This window comes from Polaromonas sp. 39-63-25, assembly GCF_002278925.1.
Classification (GTDB): domain Bacteria; phylum Pseudomonadota; class Gammaproteobacteria; order Burkholderiales; family Burkholderiaceae_C; genus Polaromonas.
The window spans coordinates 40,059-54,707 of sequence record NZ_NCJH01000010.1 but is presented as its reverse complement, the minus strand read 5'-3'; the positions used below and the strand labels follow the sequence as shown (position 1 = coordinate 54,707).

21 protein-coding genes are annotated in these 14,649 nt (G+C 56.9%); 20 read left to right on the top strand and 1 reads right to left on the bottom strand.

Features of this window, described 5'->3' with window-relative positions; all coding sequences use genetic code 11:
- Nucleotides 1-97 precede the first annotated feature (97 nt).
- The 17 genes from B7X65_RS13740 to B7X65_RS13660 all read left to right on the top strand — a co-directional run bounded on the left by B7X65_RS13740 (nt 98) and on the right by B7X65_RS13660 (nt 12,092).
- The gene (locus B7X65_RS13740; protein ID WP_293594866.1) at nt 98-406 is read left to right on the top strand and encodes a hypothetical protein; all 309 of its coding nucleotides are present in this window, start codon (nt 98-100) and stop codon (nt 404-406) included.
- Nucleotides 406-1,011 (top strand): hypothetical protein, encoded by a 606-nt coding sequence (locus B7X65_RS13735; protein ID WP_293594865.1) that lies wholly within the window; start codon nt 406-408, stop codon nt 1,009-1,011. Before B7X65_RS13740 ends, B7X65_RS13735 begins: the two co-directional genes overlap by 1 nt.
- Nucleotides 1,008-2,462, top strand: coding sequence for a hypothetical protein (locus B7X65_RS13730; protein WP_293594864.1), 1,455 nt, complete (start codon nt 1,008-1,010; stop codon nt 2,460-2,462). The genes B7X65_RS13735 and B7X65_RS13730 overlap by 4 nt, the downstream gene beginning before the upstream one ends.
- Nucleotides 2,459-2,779, top strand: a complete 321-nt coding sequence (locus tag B7X65_RS13725; RefSeq protein WP_293594863.1) for a hypothetical protein — start codon at nt 2,459-2,461, stop codon at nt 2,777-2,779. Before B7X65_RS13730 ends, B7X65_RS13725 begins: the two co-directional genes overlap by 4 nt.
- Nucleotides 2,780-3,409 carry a hypothetical protein gene (locus B7X65_RS13720; protein WP_293594862.1) on the top strand — a complete coding sequence of 210 codons (630 nt, stop codon included), beginning with the start codon at nt 2,780-2,782 and terminating at the stop codon, nt 3,407-3,409.
- On the top strand, nt 3,409-3,717 hold the full coding sequence (locus B7X65_RS13715; RefSeq protein ID WP_293594861.1) for a hypothetical protein: 309 nt from the start codon (nt 3,409-3,411) through the stop codon (nt 3,715-3,717). Before B7X65_RS13720 ends, B7X65_RS13715 begins: the two co-directional genes overlap by 1 nt.
- 1 nt (nt 3,718) lies before the next feature.
- Nucleotides 3,719-4,336, top strand: coding sequence for a hypothetical protein (locus B7X65_RS13710; RefSeq protein ID WP_293594860.1), 618 nt, complete (start codon nt 3,719-3,721; stop codon nt 4,334-4,336).
- 1 nt (nt 4,337) lies between these two features.
- Nucleotides 4,338-5,867, top strand: a complete 1,530-nt coding sequence (locus B7X65_RS13705) for a hypothetical protein (RefSeq protein ID WP_293594859.1) — start codon at nt 4,338-4,340, stop codon at nt 5,865-5,867.
- A complete protein-coding gene (locus B7X65_RS13700; protein ID WP_293594858.1) occupies nt 5,867-7,558 on the top strand; it encodes a hypothetical protein in 1,692 nt (563 codons plus the stop codon). The genes B7X65_RS13705 and B7X65_RS13700 overlap by 1 nt, the downstream gene beginning before the upstream one ends.
- A 157-nt stretch (nt 7,559-7,715) precedes the next feature.
- A complete protein-coding gene (locus B7X65_RS13695; RefSeq protein ID WP_293594857.1) occupies nt 7,716-8,486 on the top strand; it encodes a hypothetical protein in 771 nt (256 codons plus the stop codon).
- A 60-nt stretch (nt 8,487-8,546) separates the two neighbouring features.
- Complete coding sequence (locus tag B7X65_RS13690; RefSeq protein ID WP_293594856.1) at nt 8,547-9,356, top strand: hypothetical protein; 810 nt, start codon at nt 8,547-8,549, stop codon at nt 9,354-9,356.
- Nucleotides 9,357-9,369: 13 nt separating this feature from the next.
- Nucleotides 9,370-10,281, top strand: a complete 912-nt coding sequence (locus B7X65_RS13685; RefSeq protein ID WP_293594855.1) for a hypothetical protein — start codon at nt 9,370-9,372, stop codon at nt 10,279-10,281.
- A gap of 69 nt (nt 10,282-10,350) precedes the next feature.
- Entirely contained in the window at nt 10,351-10,530 is a 180-nt protein-coding gene (locus tag B7X65_RS13680) for a hypothetical protein (protein WP_293594854.1), read from the top strand.
- Nucleotides 10,515-10,706, top strand: a complete 192-nt coding sequence (locus tag B7X65_RS13675) for a hypothetical protein (RefSeq protein ID WP_293594853.1) — start codon at nt 10,515-10,517, stop codon at nt 10,704-10,706. The genes B7X65_RS13680 and B7X65_RS13675 overlap by 16 nt, the downstream gene beginning before the upstream one ends.
- Entirely contained in the window at nt 10,703-11,314 is a 612-nt protein-coding gene (locus tag B7X65_RS13670) for a glycoside hydrolase family 19 protein (RefSeq protein WP_293594852.1), read from the top strand. Before B7X65_RS13675 ends, B7X65_RS13670 begins: the two co-directional genes overlap by 4 nt.
- Before the next feature lie 9 nt (nt 11,315-11,323).
- On the top strand, nt 11,324-11,845 hold the full coding sequence (locus B7X65_RS13665) for a hypothetical protein (protein WP_293594851.1): 522 nt from the start codon (nt 11,324-11,326) through the stop codon (nt 11,843-11,845).
- A gap of 76 nt (nt 11,846-11,921) precedes the next feature.
- A complete protein-coding gene (locus tag B7X65_RS13660) occupies nt 11,922-12,092 on the top strand; it encodes a hypothetical protein (protein ID WP_293594850.1) in 171 nt (56 codons plus the stop codon).
- Nucleotides 12,093-12,167: 75 nt separating this feature from the next.
- On the opposite strand, the gene B7X65_RS13655 is transcribed toward B7X65_RS13660, so the two are convergent.
- On the bottom strand, nt 12,168-12,422 hold the full coding sequence (locus B7X65_RS13655; RefSeq protein WP_293594849.1) for a hypothetical protein: 255 nt from the start codon (nt 12,420-12,422) through the stop codon (nt 12,168-12,170).
- A 290-nt stretch (nt 12,423-12,712) separates the two neighbouring features.
- Between B7X65_RS13655 and B7X65_RS13650 the strand changes: the two genes are divergently transcribed.
- The 3 genes from B7X65_RS13650 to B7X65_RS13645 are packed head-to-tail and all read left to right on the top strand — an operon-like array spanning nt 12,713 to nt 14,496.
- Nucleotides 12,713-13,429, top strand: a complete 717-nt coding sequence (locus B7X65_RS13650) for a hypothetical protein (RefSeq protein ID WP_293594848.1) — start codon at nt 12,713-12,715, stop codon at nt 13,427-13,429.
- Nucleotides 13,392-13,802: an AlpA family phage regulatory protein gene (locus tag B7X65_RS23905; RefSeq protein WP_366557375.1), complete on the top strand. Its 411-nt coding sequence runs from the start codon at nt 13,392-13,394 to the stop codon at nt 13,800-13,802. Before B7X65_RS13650 ends, B7X65_RS23905 begins: the two co-directional genes overlap by 38 nt.
- Entirely contained in the window at nt 13,786-14,496 is a 711-nt protein-coding gene (locus B7X65_RS13645) for a hypothetical protein (protein ID WP_293594847.1), read from the top strand. Before B7X65_RS23905 ends, B7X65_RS13645 begins: the two co-directional genes overlap by 17 nt.
- The last annotated feature ends 153 nt before the right edge of the window (nt 14,497-14,649 follow it).

Sequence of the window (14,649 nt, the reverse complement as noted above, 5' to 3'; positions counted from 1 at the left end):
AACTAGCTACGGCTAGTCAAGCAGCTCCACGAGGGGCTGTTTCTCTAGACGCGCACACCAAGCCAGCCCGCCCGCTGGCTTTTTTTATGGGAAAAGCATGGCTGATTACACGATCGACGAAGGGTTTAATGCTCAGACGGGTGTGCATACCCGCGTGCATTTTGAGGATGGCGCAATCATCCATCAAAAGACCTTTGACGCTGAGCCATACCTGAAGGCGGCAGAGGAGGCGCGCATTGCATCTGAAGGCGAGCGCTGGGGTGATGGAAAGATCATAGGCACGCTGCCGCCGCTGGTCTATGCGGAAATTCAAGGCATCCCCGACACTGACGAGCGCGACCGCCGAATCATGGCCTTCTTTCGCGCCAACCCGATGTTTGTCAAGTTTTCCAGGGCGCTTAAGTAATGGCCATCGCCACCTACACCGAGCTGCAGGCGTCCGTCCTGTCGTGGATGAACCGTCCCGACTTGTCGGCGCAAGTGCCGGATTTTGTCGCCATTGCTGAATCACGCATCAACGACGATCTGCGCGTCAGTCAGATGCTGACGGCTGCAGCACTGTTCACCGTTGCCAACATGCAAACCGTGGCTCTGCCGACCGACTGGCTGGCCTTCAAGGCGCTCAGCGTGAGTGGCGAGCCGATGCAGTACCTGCCAGCAGACCGCATCCGTGCGCAGGCTGACGGCGGCACCCGCGAGCCAGACAGCTACGCCATTGAAGGAGGTAATCTGCTGCTGAGTCAGACCCCGGACGCGGTGTACACCATCGACACGGTTTACTTCGCCAAAATCCCCTCGCTGGCCTCTGCCGTGGGCGGCGTCAACTGGCTGCTGACCAAGTACCCAAATATCTACCTCTACGGCGCGCTTGTTTCGGCCTGCCAGTTCACCATGAACGACGAGCGGGCGAACTACTGGGGCGGGCTGTACGCCAGCGCGATTGAATCTGCCATTCGCGCCGACCGGCTGGCAACCTCCAGCGGATCCCCACTTCGGATTCGCACGCGATGAACCCAATCGTTGGTTTTGCACCGGATGCTGACAAGATGGCACCGGGAATTTTCACGGACTGCAGCAATGTAATCCCGTATGAGGCGGGATTCAAGGGCGCTCCGACGCCGGTAGCGGTGGCTGTCACTGCACTGGCCGCTGAATGTCGCGGCGCGGTGGTGGCGACCCAGCTTGACGGGATTCGGCGCATTTTTGCGGGCACACAGACCAAACTCTATGAACTGGTGTCGTCCGCATGGACGGACGTTAGCGCAGTAGGCAGTTACACCGGGTCAAGCGAAACGCGCTGGAGCTTCTGCCAGTTCGGTAACACGACCATCGCCAGCAATTTGATTGACGCGATGCAGTCCAGCGCATCCGGAAACTTTGCCGCCGTGCCGACCGCTCCAAAGGCAAAGATTGTTGTCAGTGCGTCAAATAACTTTGTTGTCGCTTTCAACACCAACGACGCGACTTATTCCGCCTCGCCGGATCGCTGGTGGTGCTGCGCGCAGGGCGACCAAACCAACTGGACGCCCAGCGTCACCACATCGGCGACAACGGGCCGCCTGGTAGCTGTAGAGGGCGCGATTGAAGCCGCGATGACGCTGGGCAACGACATTGTGGCTTACAAGCGCCGTGCGATGTTTGTGGGCCGCTTCGCGGCCGCCCCAGTGGTGTGGGAGTGGACCTTGATCCCGGCTGGCGAGGCTGGGGCAGTCGGGCAGGAGGCGGTTTGCGACATTGGCGGCGCGCACTTCTTTGTGAGTGACGACAACTTTTGGTTGTTTGACGGCACGCGGCCTATTCCCATTGGTGACGGTGAGGTTCGGCAATGGTTCCTGAACAACTCTAGCCCGACCTATCGCTACCGGACGAAGGCGATCTACGAAAAGCAGAACAACCTGGTGCGGGTGTTTTACCCGTCACTGTCTTCTACCGGCGCGTGTGACGCAACCCTTGTTTATCACGTCCTGAAAAAACAGTGGGGTCGCCATGACCTGACGATTCAGGCGCCGCTGAACTACATCGCACCGGGCGCGACGATTGACGGCCTGGACGCCTATTCCGCCACGATTGACGGTTTGCCGGATGTGCCGTTTGACTCGCAATTCTGGCTGGCGGGCGGGCGGCAGGCGGCTTATTTCAATACCTCGCACCAACTGGTTTCACTGACCGGCGCAACCGGGCCGTCCAGCTTCACGACCGGCGACATGGGCGACGATGACGCGGTGACGGTGATTGACCGCTTCCGCGTGCGCTTTGAATCGTCGCCGACTACCGCGACGGCGACGGGTTATTACAAGTTCAACGAGGGTGATGCGCTGGCGACCGGACCGAGCAGCACCATCAATGACGGCAAGTTTGACATCCGCCAGTCTGGACGCTTCCACCGGGTCAAGGTGGAAATGACCGGTGACCACAAGGAATACGCCTACGCAGGCAAACCAAAAGTGGTGGGCGGGCGATGAGACTCCCGGCAAATCCCGTCCTGCCGCAGAACCCGGACACGGAATATGCGCGCCAGCTGAACCGGGCGCTGACCGACTACACGCGACTAGTGAGCCAAAAGGTCAATCAGTTGGCTGATGGCCGCTTTGTTGGGCGCGACCTGGTGGCCGCATCGGTCCCGACAACAGGCATGTATGCCAAGGGCGATTTTGTCGCCAACAGCGCACCGGCTGAGCTTGGCTCGGCATCAAGCAAATACGTGATTTTCGGGTGGATGTGCATTACTGCAGGCGAACCCGGCACCTTTGTGCAATGCAGATTTTTGACAGGAAACTAAATGGCAACCAACAACCCTTATTTGCAGCCCGCAATAGACGCGGCTCAAGGCGACATTGTTCGCAATTACAACCTGTCCACGCAGCCTGCCTACAACTCTGCGATGGTGCGCAGTGGTTCGTTCGGCAATTCCGGCGTGCAGCAGCTCAATGAAAACGCGCAATTGAACTTGCAGAAGTCGCTGGGTGACGTGTCCAGCAATATGCGCAACAACGATTATCAATTCAACAACCAGTTCAACCGCTCGCTGTTCAATGACGCCTACAGCCAAAACCAGCAGAACCTGCAGACCGGCATCGGCTTGCTGGACCGGATGCAGGCTTATGACAGCACTGCTACCGGCAACGCTACCACGCAGCAAAACACGCCCCTGAACTACTGGCAGCAATTCAGCCAGGGCGCCAACAGCATCGGGCAGGGCTACGGCACCAGCACTGGATCGCAGGCGGGTGGCGGGTCTAACCCGTGGGTGTCTGCCTTGGGCGGCGCACAGCTTGGCTCGTCGGTGGCGAAGGGCATGGGATGGGGCGGCGGTTGGTCGCCTAGTACCAGCAGCGGCAGCTCTGATTGGGCCAGCGGCTCCGGGTCTTACAGCGGTTACAACCAGCCCGACTACGGAGGCTATTTCTGATGACTGCCACAAGAATAGTTCACCACTTCGGCGCGCATACCTACATCAAGGAAACGCACATAGACGCGGGGACCATCCTGCCAAAACACAAACACAGCTTTGACCATTTATCGGTCCTTGTTAGCGGCTCTGTGCTGCTGACTGTTGACGATGAATCCCGTGCAATTACCGGGTACACAACTTTGAAAATTGAGGCTGGCAAGGCCCACACAGTATCTGCGTTAACTGACGTGATATGGCTGTGTATCCACGCTACCGAGGAAACAGACCCTGAAAAGGTCGATCACGTTTTGATTAAGGAGCATTGATATGCCATGGATTGGACCTGCAATTGGGCTCGTTGGTGGGCTTTTAAGTGATGGCGGCGATGAGGGGGGGCAACAGCAGCAGCAAACCGTGTCGAAAGACCCGTGGTCGTCTGCCGCCCCGTGGTTGCAGGAAAACATCAAGAGCGGGCAGGCGCTGCAGGGCCAATACGCCGCCAACCCGTTCAACGCTCAACAAGTGCAGGGCTATAACAACCAATATGGCAATGCCGACTACATGCGCAGCCTGACCAGCTCGGTACTGGGTCAATTGAACGGCTTCCAGCCATTCGATCGTGGCAACCAAGACGCACGCCCGCAGACCTTCCAGTTCCCGGCTCCGCAGAAAATCGCCGCACCGTCGCCTTACATGCAAGCGCCTATTCCTGCGCCAGTCGTGCAGCAAGCAGTTGCCGCTCCAGCGCCAACCCAAGCCGCACCGTCGCCTATGGATGCCGTACCCGCCGACTACAAAGCCGCCTATAGCGGCTGGCGCGACCTGATGCGGAGCCAGTATGGCGTAACCGACCCAAGTCAACTCAGTTACGACTACTACAGAACCTTCTATGGCGGCGGTCCAGCCAATCCGGAAAACGCCGGTCCCGGCGTAGGGGGTTACTGACATGGCCGGCCTACTCGACGCCCTCAACACCGATGAAGCCCGCCTGGGCTTGGGCCTGCTCGCTGCGGGTGGTTACTCGCCAACGCCCATGAGCTTCGGCCAGCGCATCCAATCCGCAATGCAGGGGCAGGACGCACAAAAACGCGGCGCGCTGCAAAACAAGCTGCTGCAGTCGCAGGTTGACGAGAACGCCAGCCAGGCGCAGCTTCGTCAGCAGCAATTGCTCATGGCGCAGAAAGAGCAGGAATTGGACGCGCAGTTTATGGGCGGCGGCTTGCTTGGCGCATCGCCTGCGGCTCCCGGCGCCATGCCTGGTGCTGCAGGCCCCGCCGCGCCCGGTGGTCAAGCGGCTCCTGCTGGCGGCTTCACGGCGCAACAAATCTCCCAGCAGTTCGGCATCCCTTACGAAGCGGTGGTGGCGGACTACAAATTCAACGGCGGCAAGAAAATCTCTGAATTGATTTCCGAGCGTACGAAGCCGAACTGGCAGAACGTCAATGGCAATCTGGTCAACACCAGCGCGCCAGGCTTCACGGGCGGGATGCAGGGCGGTATGGCCTCCAGTGCAGACGGCAAGGTCACCGCATGGCAGCCTGACGGGCAAGGCGGGCTTGTGGTGGGCGCTCCAAAGGGTGCGCTTGACACATTCCGGGCCTATCAGGGCGCATCTGCTGACTTCAAGCCTATCAGGGTGTTCAATCCTGCCACGCAGCGCGAGGAATTCACCTCCGAGGGCGCAGTGGTGCGTCCCGCTCCCGCGCTCAATCGTAGCGAGGCTGGTATGCGTGCTGACGCACAGGGCAACATGGGCGCCGACCCCGCAGGCATTCAGCGCGAAATCAAGGCCGTGCAGACCGACCTTGCGACCAAGCCACTTGATCCCGGCTCCCGCGCTCAACTGCAGGCGCATCTGGCCGACTTGCAGCAGGCCGCTAAGGTTACGCCAATGCCGTCCGGGAACATGGCGGCTGGGCCTTCTGCTGCGGAGGCGACCAAGGCCGCGACGGATAAAGAGTACGCCGTCAACGCCACCAAAGACATCGGCGAAACGCGCAAAACCATCATGAACGCCGGGTTTTCTGCGCCTTCGACCATTGCCAAATATCAGCAGCTCGGCAAGCTGTTGCAGGACGTAGACGGCGGAACCCTGACAGCCACCGGCACCAATATTGCCAGCGCTATGAACTCGCTTGGCTTCAAGATTGACAAAAATCTCTCCAATAAAGAGGCCGCTGCCGCGCTCGGTAACGAGATGGCGCTGGAACTGCGTAATCCAGCAAACGGCGCAGGCATGCCGGGGGCCATGTCGGACGCTGACCGTAACTACCTTGTCAGCATGATCCCGAATGCCAGCCAGTCCGCGCAAGGCCGCGCTCAATTGTTGGCGGCAAAGATTGCTGTCGAACAGCGAAAGGTGCAGACAGCTACCTTCGCCCGCAATTATGAGAAAAAGTACGGACGCCTGGACAACGGCTTTTTCGAGCAGATGTCCGCATGGTCTAACCAAAACCCACTGTTCAAGGGCAAATAATGGCTGGTTTTGACGCTGATGTTTTTGGGGCGCCCGCTGCATCTGGTGGATTTGACGCGGATGTGTTTTCTGCGCCGTCTTCAAAGCCGGCCGCCCCAGCGCAAGTCACAGCCGCGCCTAAAAAATCCGCACCTGTTGGCCTTCGTGGCGAAGGCTTCGACAAGGCTATGAGCTATAGCGGGCGCGATGCTGTTGGTGGTGCGGTTCGTGGCGCTGGCTCAGTCGGCTCAACCCTGCTCGCTCCGTTCGACTACGGCGAAGAAGCGCTCGGATCGGCAATGGGGATGCCCGCAAATGCTGTCCCAGCCAACACACAGAGGCGCAGGGACATAGACGCGGGGCTGACTTCTGCCATTGGCTCCAACCCAGAATCGACGCCCTACAAGACCACCAAACTGCTGGCCGAAATAGGCGGCAGTTCTGGGGCTGGCGGCTTGGTGTCAAACCTGATCGCAAAGATCCCCGGCGCAGCTACGGCAATACCCGGCTTGCTCGATGCCATCAGCACGGGCGGCATGTCTGCTAGCGGCTACACCGGGGCGGGTGGACTGGCGACACGCGTGGCTGGTGGCGCTGTTAACGGTGCTGTGACGGCGGGTATTGTCAATCCGCAGGATGCTCCGGAAGGGATGATGATTGGCGGTGGCTTCCCGGTTGCCACAAAGCTTGCTGGCGAGGTCGGCGGGGCTATCGGTGGCATCTTTGGATCAAAGGTTCCGCCTGTCAACCCAACAAAATTGCAGACTGCAAAAGAGTCCATGGATGCCGGTTATGTCATTCCGCCTAACATGATCAAGCCCACGTTTAAAAACAGCGTCATCGAGTCTATTTCCGGCAAGCAGGCAACCCAACAGTTCGCCTCCACCAAAAACACCGAAGTAACCGAAAAGCTGACGCGCCAAGCTCTCGGAATTGCTGACGACATTCCACTGACACGCGGCACGATGGACGATCTGCGCAAGACGGCCGGCAAGGCTTACGCGGATGTGTCTAGCTTGTCGCCTCAAGCTGCGACGGATCTGGAGGCGCTGAAAGTCGCCCGCAACGAGTCGCAAGGGTGGTTTAACGCTTACAACCGCTCAGCCAGCCCTGACGACTTGGTGAAGGCAAAAGCGGCCCGACAACTGTCTGACCAACTGGAAACAGCACTTGAAAACCACGCAAAGACGGCAGGAAAAGACGAACTGATCCCAGCCCTTCGCGCAGCTCGCAAGCAGATTGCCAAAACGTACACCGTTAGCCGCGCGCTCAACGACGCATCCGGTACGGTAGATGCCCGCGTGTTTGGGCGGCTTTATGAGAAGGGTAAGCCCCTGTCGGATGGTCTGGATACGGCGGGCCGGTTCGCCAGCGCATTCCCAAAAGCTGCAATGACGCCTCAGCAGGTAGGAAGCCCCGGGGCTCACAACCTCAAGGCCGGACTTGCCGCTGCAATGAGCGCAGCCGGTAGCGCGGGAGGGGTGGCAACGGGTATGGGTGGAGTCGCTACGGGCGGCCTTGGTTTGGCGCTTGGGGCGGTTCCGTTCGTGGCGCCTCCCATGGCCCGCTCAATCATGTTTTCCAAGGGTGCGCAGCAGGGATTGCTTAACCAGGGCGGCGGCCCGGGCTTGCTCAGCAACACGCTCGATGAAGCATTGCCACTGATGTACCGGACGAACCCCCTACTTGCGCAGGGACTTATCGGCCAGTGAACGCCTTCCAAAAGCGATAGCAAAAAGCCAGTACCGCAACGATTACAAGCTTCCAGATCATCCAGTCGGTAATTTCCATCGGCAAATTCTAAGCCGTAACTGCAAAACCACCAAACCGCCCCCGAGGCGGTTTTTTTACGTCCAAAAGAGGTAATAAATGCCAATTCCAACAGTTATCACCGACCTGTCTGCAACGGCTGCGTCCAACTACCCCGCAGGAAGCAATGCCCCCAGCGTGCTTGATGACGTGCAGCGCGCGCACGGCGGATTCATCCGTAATCTGCTTGATGCTACGCAATCGCAGGCTTATACGGCATTCACGACCGCAGGCACCAGCACAGCCTACACGCTGACGCCATCGCCAGCGATCACCGCCTATGCGGCCAATCAGTCGTTTTTTGTCAACTTCAACGCAGCCTCTGGTGCCGATCCAACGCTTGCAATTAGCGGGATTGCAACACCGCCGAACCTGGTTAAAGAAAACAGCGACGGCACTTACAGCAACATCGCAGCGAACGACATCCCCATCAACCACCGCAGCCGGGTAACGCTCATCAGCACCACACAGGCGCTGGTGGAGCGGTTGCCATCGATTCCCGGATATAGCAGCGGCAATCAGACCATTACAACAGGCGGCGCACTTACATTGGCGCACGGACTGACCAAAGAGCCAAGAATAGTAATCTTATGGCTGAAATGTCTGACCGCCGAGTATGGCTACTCCATCGGCGACAAGTTGCTGACCAACAGCGAACACAACAGGGTTGATGGCTCGCCCATCGGCACCAGCGTTATTGTCAACACCACAAACATCGTTATTCGGTATTCATCGAGTGCAACCTGTTTCTCAGCCGCAAACGCGACTACCGGCTCAGCAACAAACCTCACAAACGCAAACTGGGCTCTTGTCGTGGAGGCGTTCGCATGACGTACCACTTTCGGCAATCTCACTGCTCCCTGTAAAGCTAGAAGTTAACCAAAGGCCATCATGTTTTCATCGCACGTATTCATTCCTTTCGCTGTCGAAGCGGAGCCAGTTGTGTTCAACGGCAGGTTGATTGTTCTCTATTCGTCGCGGATTCCTGAAAAGACGAATCTGCTGAGTATTTGCGACTACTTCACGGGGGAATTAATTGCCGAGGTGCCAAATCACGGTCTTGGCCTTGGATGCGCCCTTGTCGTTGGTTCAACGCTGCATTTCTGGGGTACGGATCAAGTTTTGAGCAAAAGCATCAGGCATATGTCCACCACTGATCCGAACATGCTGGTCTGGACGACGCCCGATGATGCGTGGACCTCGACCTCGCAGGGGCAGTATTTGTTTAATACAAGTGTCTGTTATGACCCGTTGAACAACAGATACATCATGGCCTATGAAACGGACGAGCTTGGTACTCCGATGTTCAGTATTCGCTGGCATTCCTCCAGTAGCCCCAACGGACCATGGACTCCATACGGCGGAGTTTATGGAGCAGAAAGATACGTCGCGTGTCCGACCTTGAAGTTTTCGACGGCAAACAATTGCTGGTATATGTTTTATCTTGTGCACGAAGGCGGCCAATTCCGCACTCGCGTTGCCAAGGCATCGGACCCGGCTGCTACGTGGGTTGAATCAACCAGCTATATTCTGCTTCCAAAATTCCCGGATGACTTGATTAACGTATCCGACTTTGGTTTTGTTGAGTTCAACGGTGTGACTTACGCGCTCTACTCGGTTGGCGACCAGACAACCTCGATGGATGTGAAGCGCGTTTGGTGGACTCAAACACAAAACCAATTCCTGGCAGCGATTCCGTGACTATGATGTAGTCATGAAAATTGGACTATCCACCCTTGCGCTTCTTCTGTTGACATGGTTTCCGCTGTGGTGGTCAACCACACCCAGCATCGGTATTCGCGGCATTTACAAGCAAGACTCCGTCTACATGCGGGACGTGATGGAGTCTACCCCGATAGTCTTCAATTGGACGATGTACGCCATCATTCACAAACGGTCACCACGAGGAGCGCCACTGGTCAGTGAGGTGATTATTCAGGAGATTGGAGGCAAGCATATTGCAACCCTGCAACTGCCGGGACTGAGCCTGATTTCTGCTTTTGTTGACGGTGGCCGGGTGACCATCTTCGCCTCAGATTCTGAAAAGTCTGATCTTGTCGTGTCCCTGAGTTCCGCAGACCTGCGAAATTGGTCCAAGCCAGAAACAGTATTGCGTGCCGCTCCAGACCAGCAGATATTGAACACATCAGTTACTCGCGGGCCTGCTGGATTCGTGATGGCCTACGAGGTGCAGGAAAAGGGAGTGGTCGGGTTTACACCGCGCTTTGCGACTTCACCAGACATGAGAAACTGGACGCCAGTTGGCGAGCCGTTCGACCGGACAAGGTATGCGGCCTGCCCGACGCTGCGGCATATCGACGGCTGGTATTACATGCTGTACCTCACCATTCTGGACGAGGACAACGCAAAGAAAAGGTTCGTTACGGTTGCGGCGCGAAGCCGGGATTTGAAGGTCTGGCAGCACGCAACAAAGCCAGCATTTGAGCCGACCGGAGGCGAAGGAATAAACAACTCTGATGTTGACATGGTGCAGGCCCTTGGAGTTACCACATTCCTGTATGCAGATGGCGACCAGCAGGACCGCGTTGCATTGAAGCGCGCCGTCTACATTGGATCAGAGGGCGATTTTTTCAGGCAGTTTGAGTACGCCGACAAGCGGCTCTAAAAACAACAACCCCAACACCAACCCGCCGCGTGCGGGCTTTTTTACGCCCAACCGATAAGGACCATGCCCATGCACGAGCAAAACAACCCCGTACTAAAAGCGACCGTCGCATGGGGGGGCGTTGCCTTTTCCAAGTGGCTGGAGTCAGTAGGCATCACGTCATGGGGCGACTTCGCCGCGATGCTGGCCGCCATTTATTCGCTGTTCCTGATTCTGGACTGGTTGTACAAAAAATGGTCAAACCGCTGATTCTCGTTTTGCTACTGCTGACCGGCTGCGCAACGACAAAGCCGGATACCTGCGACGACTGCCTGACGCTGACAAAAGCAAATCTGGTGAAGGCCATGCAATCAGCTTGGAATGACGGCTACACCAAGGGCTGGGACAAGGGTGAGGACAGCGTTGCTTGCATGAGGTCGCTATGAAAACCGCGCACGACTGGTACGACATTTTGGTCCGTTGCCAAGTCAAGCCGACCGTGGCCGCCGTCTGGTCTGAGGTGTTTGCCGATGTAGTCAAGCCCGGGAGCTTCAGCCAGGGCGATGCGGAAATAGACGATTTTCTCGGGCAAGTTTTGCACGAATCCGCAGGGCTGACACGATTCAGCGAAAACCTGAACTACAGCGCTGACCGCTTATGCAAGGTTTGGCCCTCTCGCTTTCATACGCTGGCCGATGCGCGGCCTTATGAAAGAAACCCGGAGGCACTGGCAAACCGGGTGTACGGCGGGCGCATGGGCAACACCGACCCGGGCGACGGCTGGCGGTATCGCGGGCGCGGGCCGATTCAGCTTACCGGGAAAGACAACTACCGGATTGTGGGCGACCTCATGGGGCAGGACCTTATCGGGTTACCGGAACTCATGGAACAGCCGCGATACGCCCTTGAGGCAGCTATTGCATGGTGGGAGGACCGGATTCCTGATTCCATGCTTGGAGACACAGAAAAGGTTTCTCACAGGGTCAACGGCGGGCTTATTGGGCTTGCTGACCGCATCGAATTAACTCACGCGGCTGGTGCCGCACTCGCCTAAAGGACTGCTATGGACTGGCTTGCAACACTCAAATCAATCGCCCCGACCGTGGCGACTGCCTTTCTCGGACCGCTGGGCGGCATCGCTGTAAGCGCCGTGGGCGACCTCTTGGGCGTGTCAGACGCCACGCAGACAAAGATTGCCGATGCCATCAAGTCCGGGCAGATGACTCCTGAGCAGATCAGCGCCCTCAAAAAGCTGGAACTTGAGTACCAGAACAACGAAAAGGAGCGCGGCTTTCGCTACGCAGAGCTTGCCTTCAAGGACCGGGATTCAGCGCGGCACGCCAATGTCCAAGGCGGCACCCAGCGCTACCTTTTTTGGCTCAGCCTGGTTCTGCTGGCATTTACGCTTGGGTGTGAGGGGTACGTGTTGTTCAACGGGCTGCCGGCAGACACGCCGGATATTGTTGTCGGACGCGTGCTCGGATTGATGGATTCCGTTGCGCTCATGGTCATGGCCTACTGGTACGGCACCAGCAGCGGCAGCGCACAAAAGAGCGAACTGCTCGCACAGGCGCCCGCCAAATGATCACCGGATACGCCATCTGCCTTCTGGTCGGCATAGTGGCCGGCATCTGCATATCGGCCATGATTCGCGGCTGGTAATGAAATACCCCGACCAAGACGGCAGCGACGCCCGCCACCATCGACGGACCGAAAAACAGCAGCTTGACCGGCAAACGCGGGACATCAGAATGGCGCGGCGAATACTGCTTGAGCGCATCGCCGACGAACCGCCGCGTGATGATGATCTGCCGCCGCCTAGGGTGGATTAATAGCCGTCTTTCCGCAACTGCGTCCGGCCATTGCTGGCAGGGATAGGCAGAGGGCTAGGAGTAGGGCGGGGGTCATCATCTATAAGCTTCGACTTGGCGATCCCCGTCTTCATACGTCGCATGCCCACCACCGGCGCGGAACCCGGCCACTATTCCCAAATAGCCAAAATCAACGCCATCGTAAGTCGCATCCTCTATAGCCTGCTGCGTGCACTTGAAGCGCCTTGCCGCTTGGCGGACAGTGGGGTAGACGGAGCCACTGCCAGCCAACTCGTGGCGGCGGGTAAATTTCTCGGCATAGTTAAAAAGTTTCTGAGAATCAATACTCATCACTCACTCCTTAAAAACTTTGGAATTGTTCCGCAAATAAAACGACTGCCGCGCCAGTGTTGGTTTTGCGGTGCACGTAAAACCAATTATTGCGGAACACGTCTTGCCGCAAGTTGTTGATTTCATTGAATCCAGCGAGGGACTCATAATCCTTTGGTCCACAGTTCAAGTCTGTGACGCCCTACCATCCCACATAAAGCTTCCGGCGGAAGTGAGCGTATACAAACGCTGCGCCAAAACGGCGTCCAGTCGCCACTTCGTTGCCGTTCTTGCCGCGAAAGGGTAGAGCGATGAAATCACCTGAGCTGTTTCGATCTTTTCCTATTCGCCGAATGGGCGGATTCGATTTGATTGGGAGTCGTTCCAAATTGTTATCGGAGTTGTCTCAAGACGAACTAAAAGAGTTTGCCATACGTCTTGAGGCCGACGATTACACCTTTCAGCGTTACCACGGCGTTCCACAGCTTCGTGTTTGGGAGGCATTGGCGCTGCATCACTACCTGGACCCTGCGATGTTGGGGCTCAACAGGAAAGGCCGATTGGCCGAATTAAAGCGAGCGGCATACAAGCTGCTGCCTTCAAGCGTCCGGCTGCTGAACTTTGTTGCTTCGGTGCCGCCTCTGCTGCAAGACATTGATCAGGGAAAGCTGGTCTGCGTCAAAGCAACAGACGACCTTTTGCAAAGCTTCACAACGCCGGAGCGATTCAAGACCTACGTGGCGAACCAGCGACTTGGTGTTTATCCGCAGCGGGCATCTCCCCGGAAGAGTGAGGCATTCGATCCGGCGTCATTGCCGCCCGAACTCCGCGATATGTGGGAAGGCAGGGAGCTCTGGAAGACGATTGACCAAGGAGGAAAAGTTGTCCCAGGACGCCGTTCGACCGAGCCAGACTTAGTGCAATTTTTTGTTGGCCGGGACTATTCACTCCACCAAAGTGAAGTTTTAGCGTCAATTCTTCGGCCATCCTATGCCCGCCACATTGGACGTCCCCCTAAAGCGGGATGATAGTGGGTGCTATTTGCTTGGCAAGGACAAATACGAAAGGGTGAAACCCTTTCGTCCCTTCGGAGAAATAACTGTTGAACTTTTAATTTTCTCACCCCTGACGCAGCATGTGGCCTCACTTAGGCTTACATCCATGGCGAGCATCATGACGAAAAAAGAGGAGTCCGCAGACCTCTCTCTGTTACGCGAAGGTCAGATCCTTCAGTTGATCCCAGTGTCCCGATCAACCTTTAGACGGTGGATCAAGGCGGGGAAATTTCCCGCCGGCTTCAAGATAACAGAGAGAATCACCATGTGGCGTAGCTACGTTGTTTTCGATTGGATAAAAACCCAAAAAATTGGCGGGGGGTGCACCAATGAAATTGACCCGTGAGCAGCTCTACAAATGGGTATGGAATTATCCGGTGACGAGAGTTGCCGAGAAACTCGGAATCTCTGACTCCAGCTTGGCCAGAAAATGCAGAGCGCACAACGTGCCTACACCTGGTAGGGGTTACTGGCGGCGGGTAGAACAGGGCATACCTGTCCAGCGCCTGCCACTTCCGAATCCAGATCAAGGTTCTACCGAGGTATCCGTAAGAGTGAGCGAGGCGCGCGCGGCAGAGTTGGATCAATTGCTGCTGCCATTTGTCGAATCATTGATTGGTCAGACCGCGAAAGTCAATTCGAGTGACGGGCTGGATTTACCAGAAGCATTGGAAGTTTTTGAGGGCCACCAAGTCGCGCCTACACTCGATTTTGCTAGCGGTATTGCAAGTCCGCAGATTGGCTTGACCGAAGAGACATGCCAAGCCATGGCAGATCCCGCCGACATCATTGCGCTGGCGGCACTTCATGACAAAACCGAATTAGCGAGGCGCTTTATAGAGGCTGTGAGAGAGGCCAGCCATGATTGCGATGCAGCGACGAAGGCGGTGCTCATTTTATGGACCGATGCCGCCAGAGCTACCATCTTTGAATCTGATCCTACCACCTGTGTCCTCAAAGAGTGCCGATGTGTGGCGTCCGGGAGAGTCAATCCTGAATGGTGGATCACTATGCAGAAGGGAAAGCGCGAGCATCACTGACTCATGTGCTGCCAAATTGGAATGCTGGGCATTGGCAAGTATTCCGCAGATGACTTTAATTCCTGCTTTCTTTTGGTTCTAATACTGGCAGGGTCCGCATCTTGAGTCGAACACGCAGTTCCCCGACGTTCCATAATGTCACTCTGCCGATTC

Coding starts and splice junctions, on each gene's coding strand:
- B7X65_RS13740 (WP_293594866.1), top strand. CDS start 98: ATGGCTGATTACACGATCGACGAAGGGTTTAATGCTCAGACGGGTGTG.
- B7X65_RS13735 (WP_293594865.1), top strand. CDS start 406: ATGGCCATCGCCACCTACACCGAGCTGCAGGCGTCCGTCCTGTCGTGG.
- B7X65_RS13730 (WP_293594864.1), top strand. CDS start 1,008: ATGAACCCAATCGTTGGTTTTGCACCGGATGCTGACAAGATGGCACCG.
- B7X65_RS13725 (WP_293594863.1), top strand. CDS start 2,459: ATGAGACTCCCGGCAAATCCCGTCCTGCCGCAGAACCCGGACACGGAA.
- B7X65_RS13720 (WP_293594862.1), top strand. CDS start 2,780: ATGGCAACCAACAACCCTTATTTGCAGCCCGCAATAGACGCGGCTCAA.
- B7X65_RS13715 (WP_293594861.1), top strand. CDS start 3,409: ATGACTGCCACAAGAATAGTTCACCACTTCGGCGCGCATACCTACATC.
- B7X65_RS13710 (WP_293594860.1), top strand. CDS start 3,719: ATGCCATGGATTGGACCTGCAATTGGGCTCGTTGGTGGGCTTTTAAGT.
- B7X65_RS13705 (WP_293594859.1), top strand. CDS start 4,338: ATGGCCGGCCTACTCGACGCCCTCAACACCGATGAAGCCCGCCTGGGC.
- B7X65_RS13700 (WP_293594858.1), top strand. CDS start 5,867: ATGGCTGGTTTTGACGCTGATGTTTTTGGGGCGCCCGCTGCATCTGGT.
- B7X65_RS13695 (WP_293594857.1), top strand. CDS start 7,716: ATGCCAATTCCAACAGTTATCACCGACCTGTCTGCAACGGCTGCGTCC.
- B7X65_RS13690 (WP_293594856.1), top strand. CDS start 8,547: ATGTTTTCATCGCACGTATTCATTCCTTTCGCTGTCGAAGCGGAGCCA.
- B7X65_RS13685 (WP_293594855.1), top strand. CDS start 9,370: ATGAAAATTGGACTATCCACCCTTGCGCTTCTTCTGTTGACATGGTTT.
- B7X65_RS13680 (WP_293594854.1), top strand. CDS start 10,351: ATGCACGAGCAAAACAACCCCGTACTAAAAGCGACCGTCGCATGGGGG.
- B7X65_RS13675 (WP_293594853.1), top strand. CDS start 10,515: ATGGTCAAACCGCTGATTCTCGTTTTGCTACTGCTGACCGGCTGCGCA.
- B7X65_RS13670 (WP_293594852.1), top strand. CDS start 10,703: ATGAAAACCGCGCACGACTGGTACGACATTTTGGTCCGTTGCCAAGTC.
- B7X65_RS13665 (WP_293594851.1), top strand. CDS start 11,324: ATGGACTGGCTTGCAACACTCAAATCAATCGCCCCGACCGTGGCGACT.
- B7X65_RS13660 (WP_293594850.1), top strand. CDS start 11,922: ATGAAATACCCCGACCAAGACGGCAGCGACGCCCGCCACCATCGACGG.
- B7X65_RS13655 (WP_293594849.1), bottom strand. CDS start 12,422: ATGAGTATTGATTCTCAGAAACTTTTTAACTATGCCGAGAAATTTACC.
- B7X65_RS13650 (WP_293594848.1), top strand. CDS start 12,713: ATGAAATCACCTGAGCTGTTTCGATCTTTTCCTATTCGCCGAATGGGC.
- B7X65_RS23905 (WP_366557375.1), top strand. CDS start 13,392: ATGCCCGCCACATTGGACGTCCCCCTAAAGCGGGATGATAGTGGGTGC.
- B7X65_RS13645 (WP_293594847.1), top strand. CDS start 13,786: ATGAAATTGACCCGTGAGCAGCTCTACAAATGGGTATGGAATTATCCG.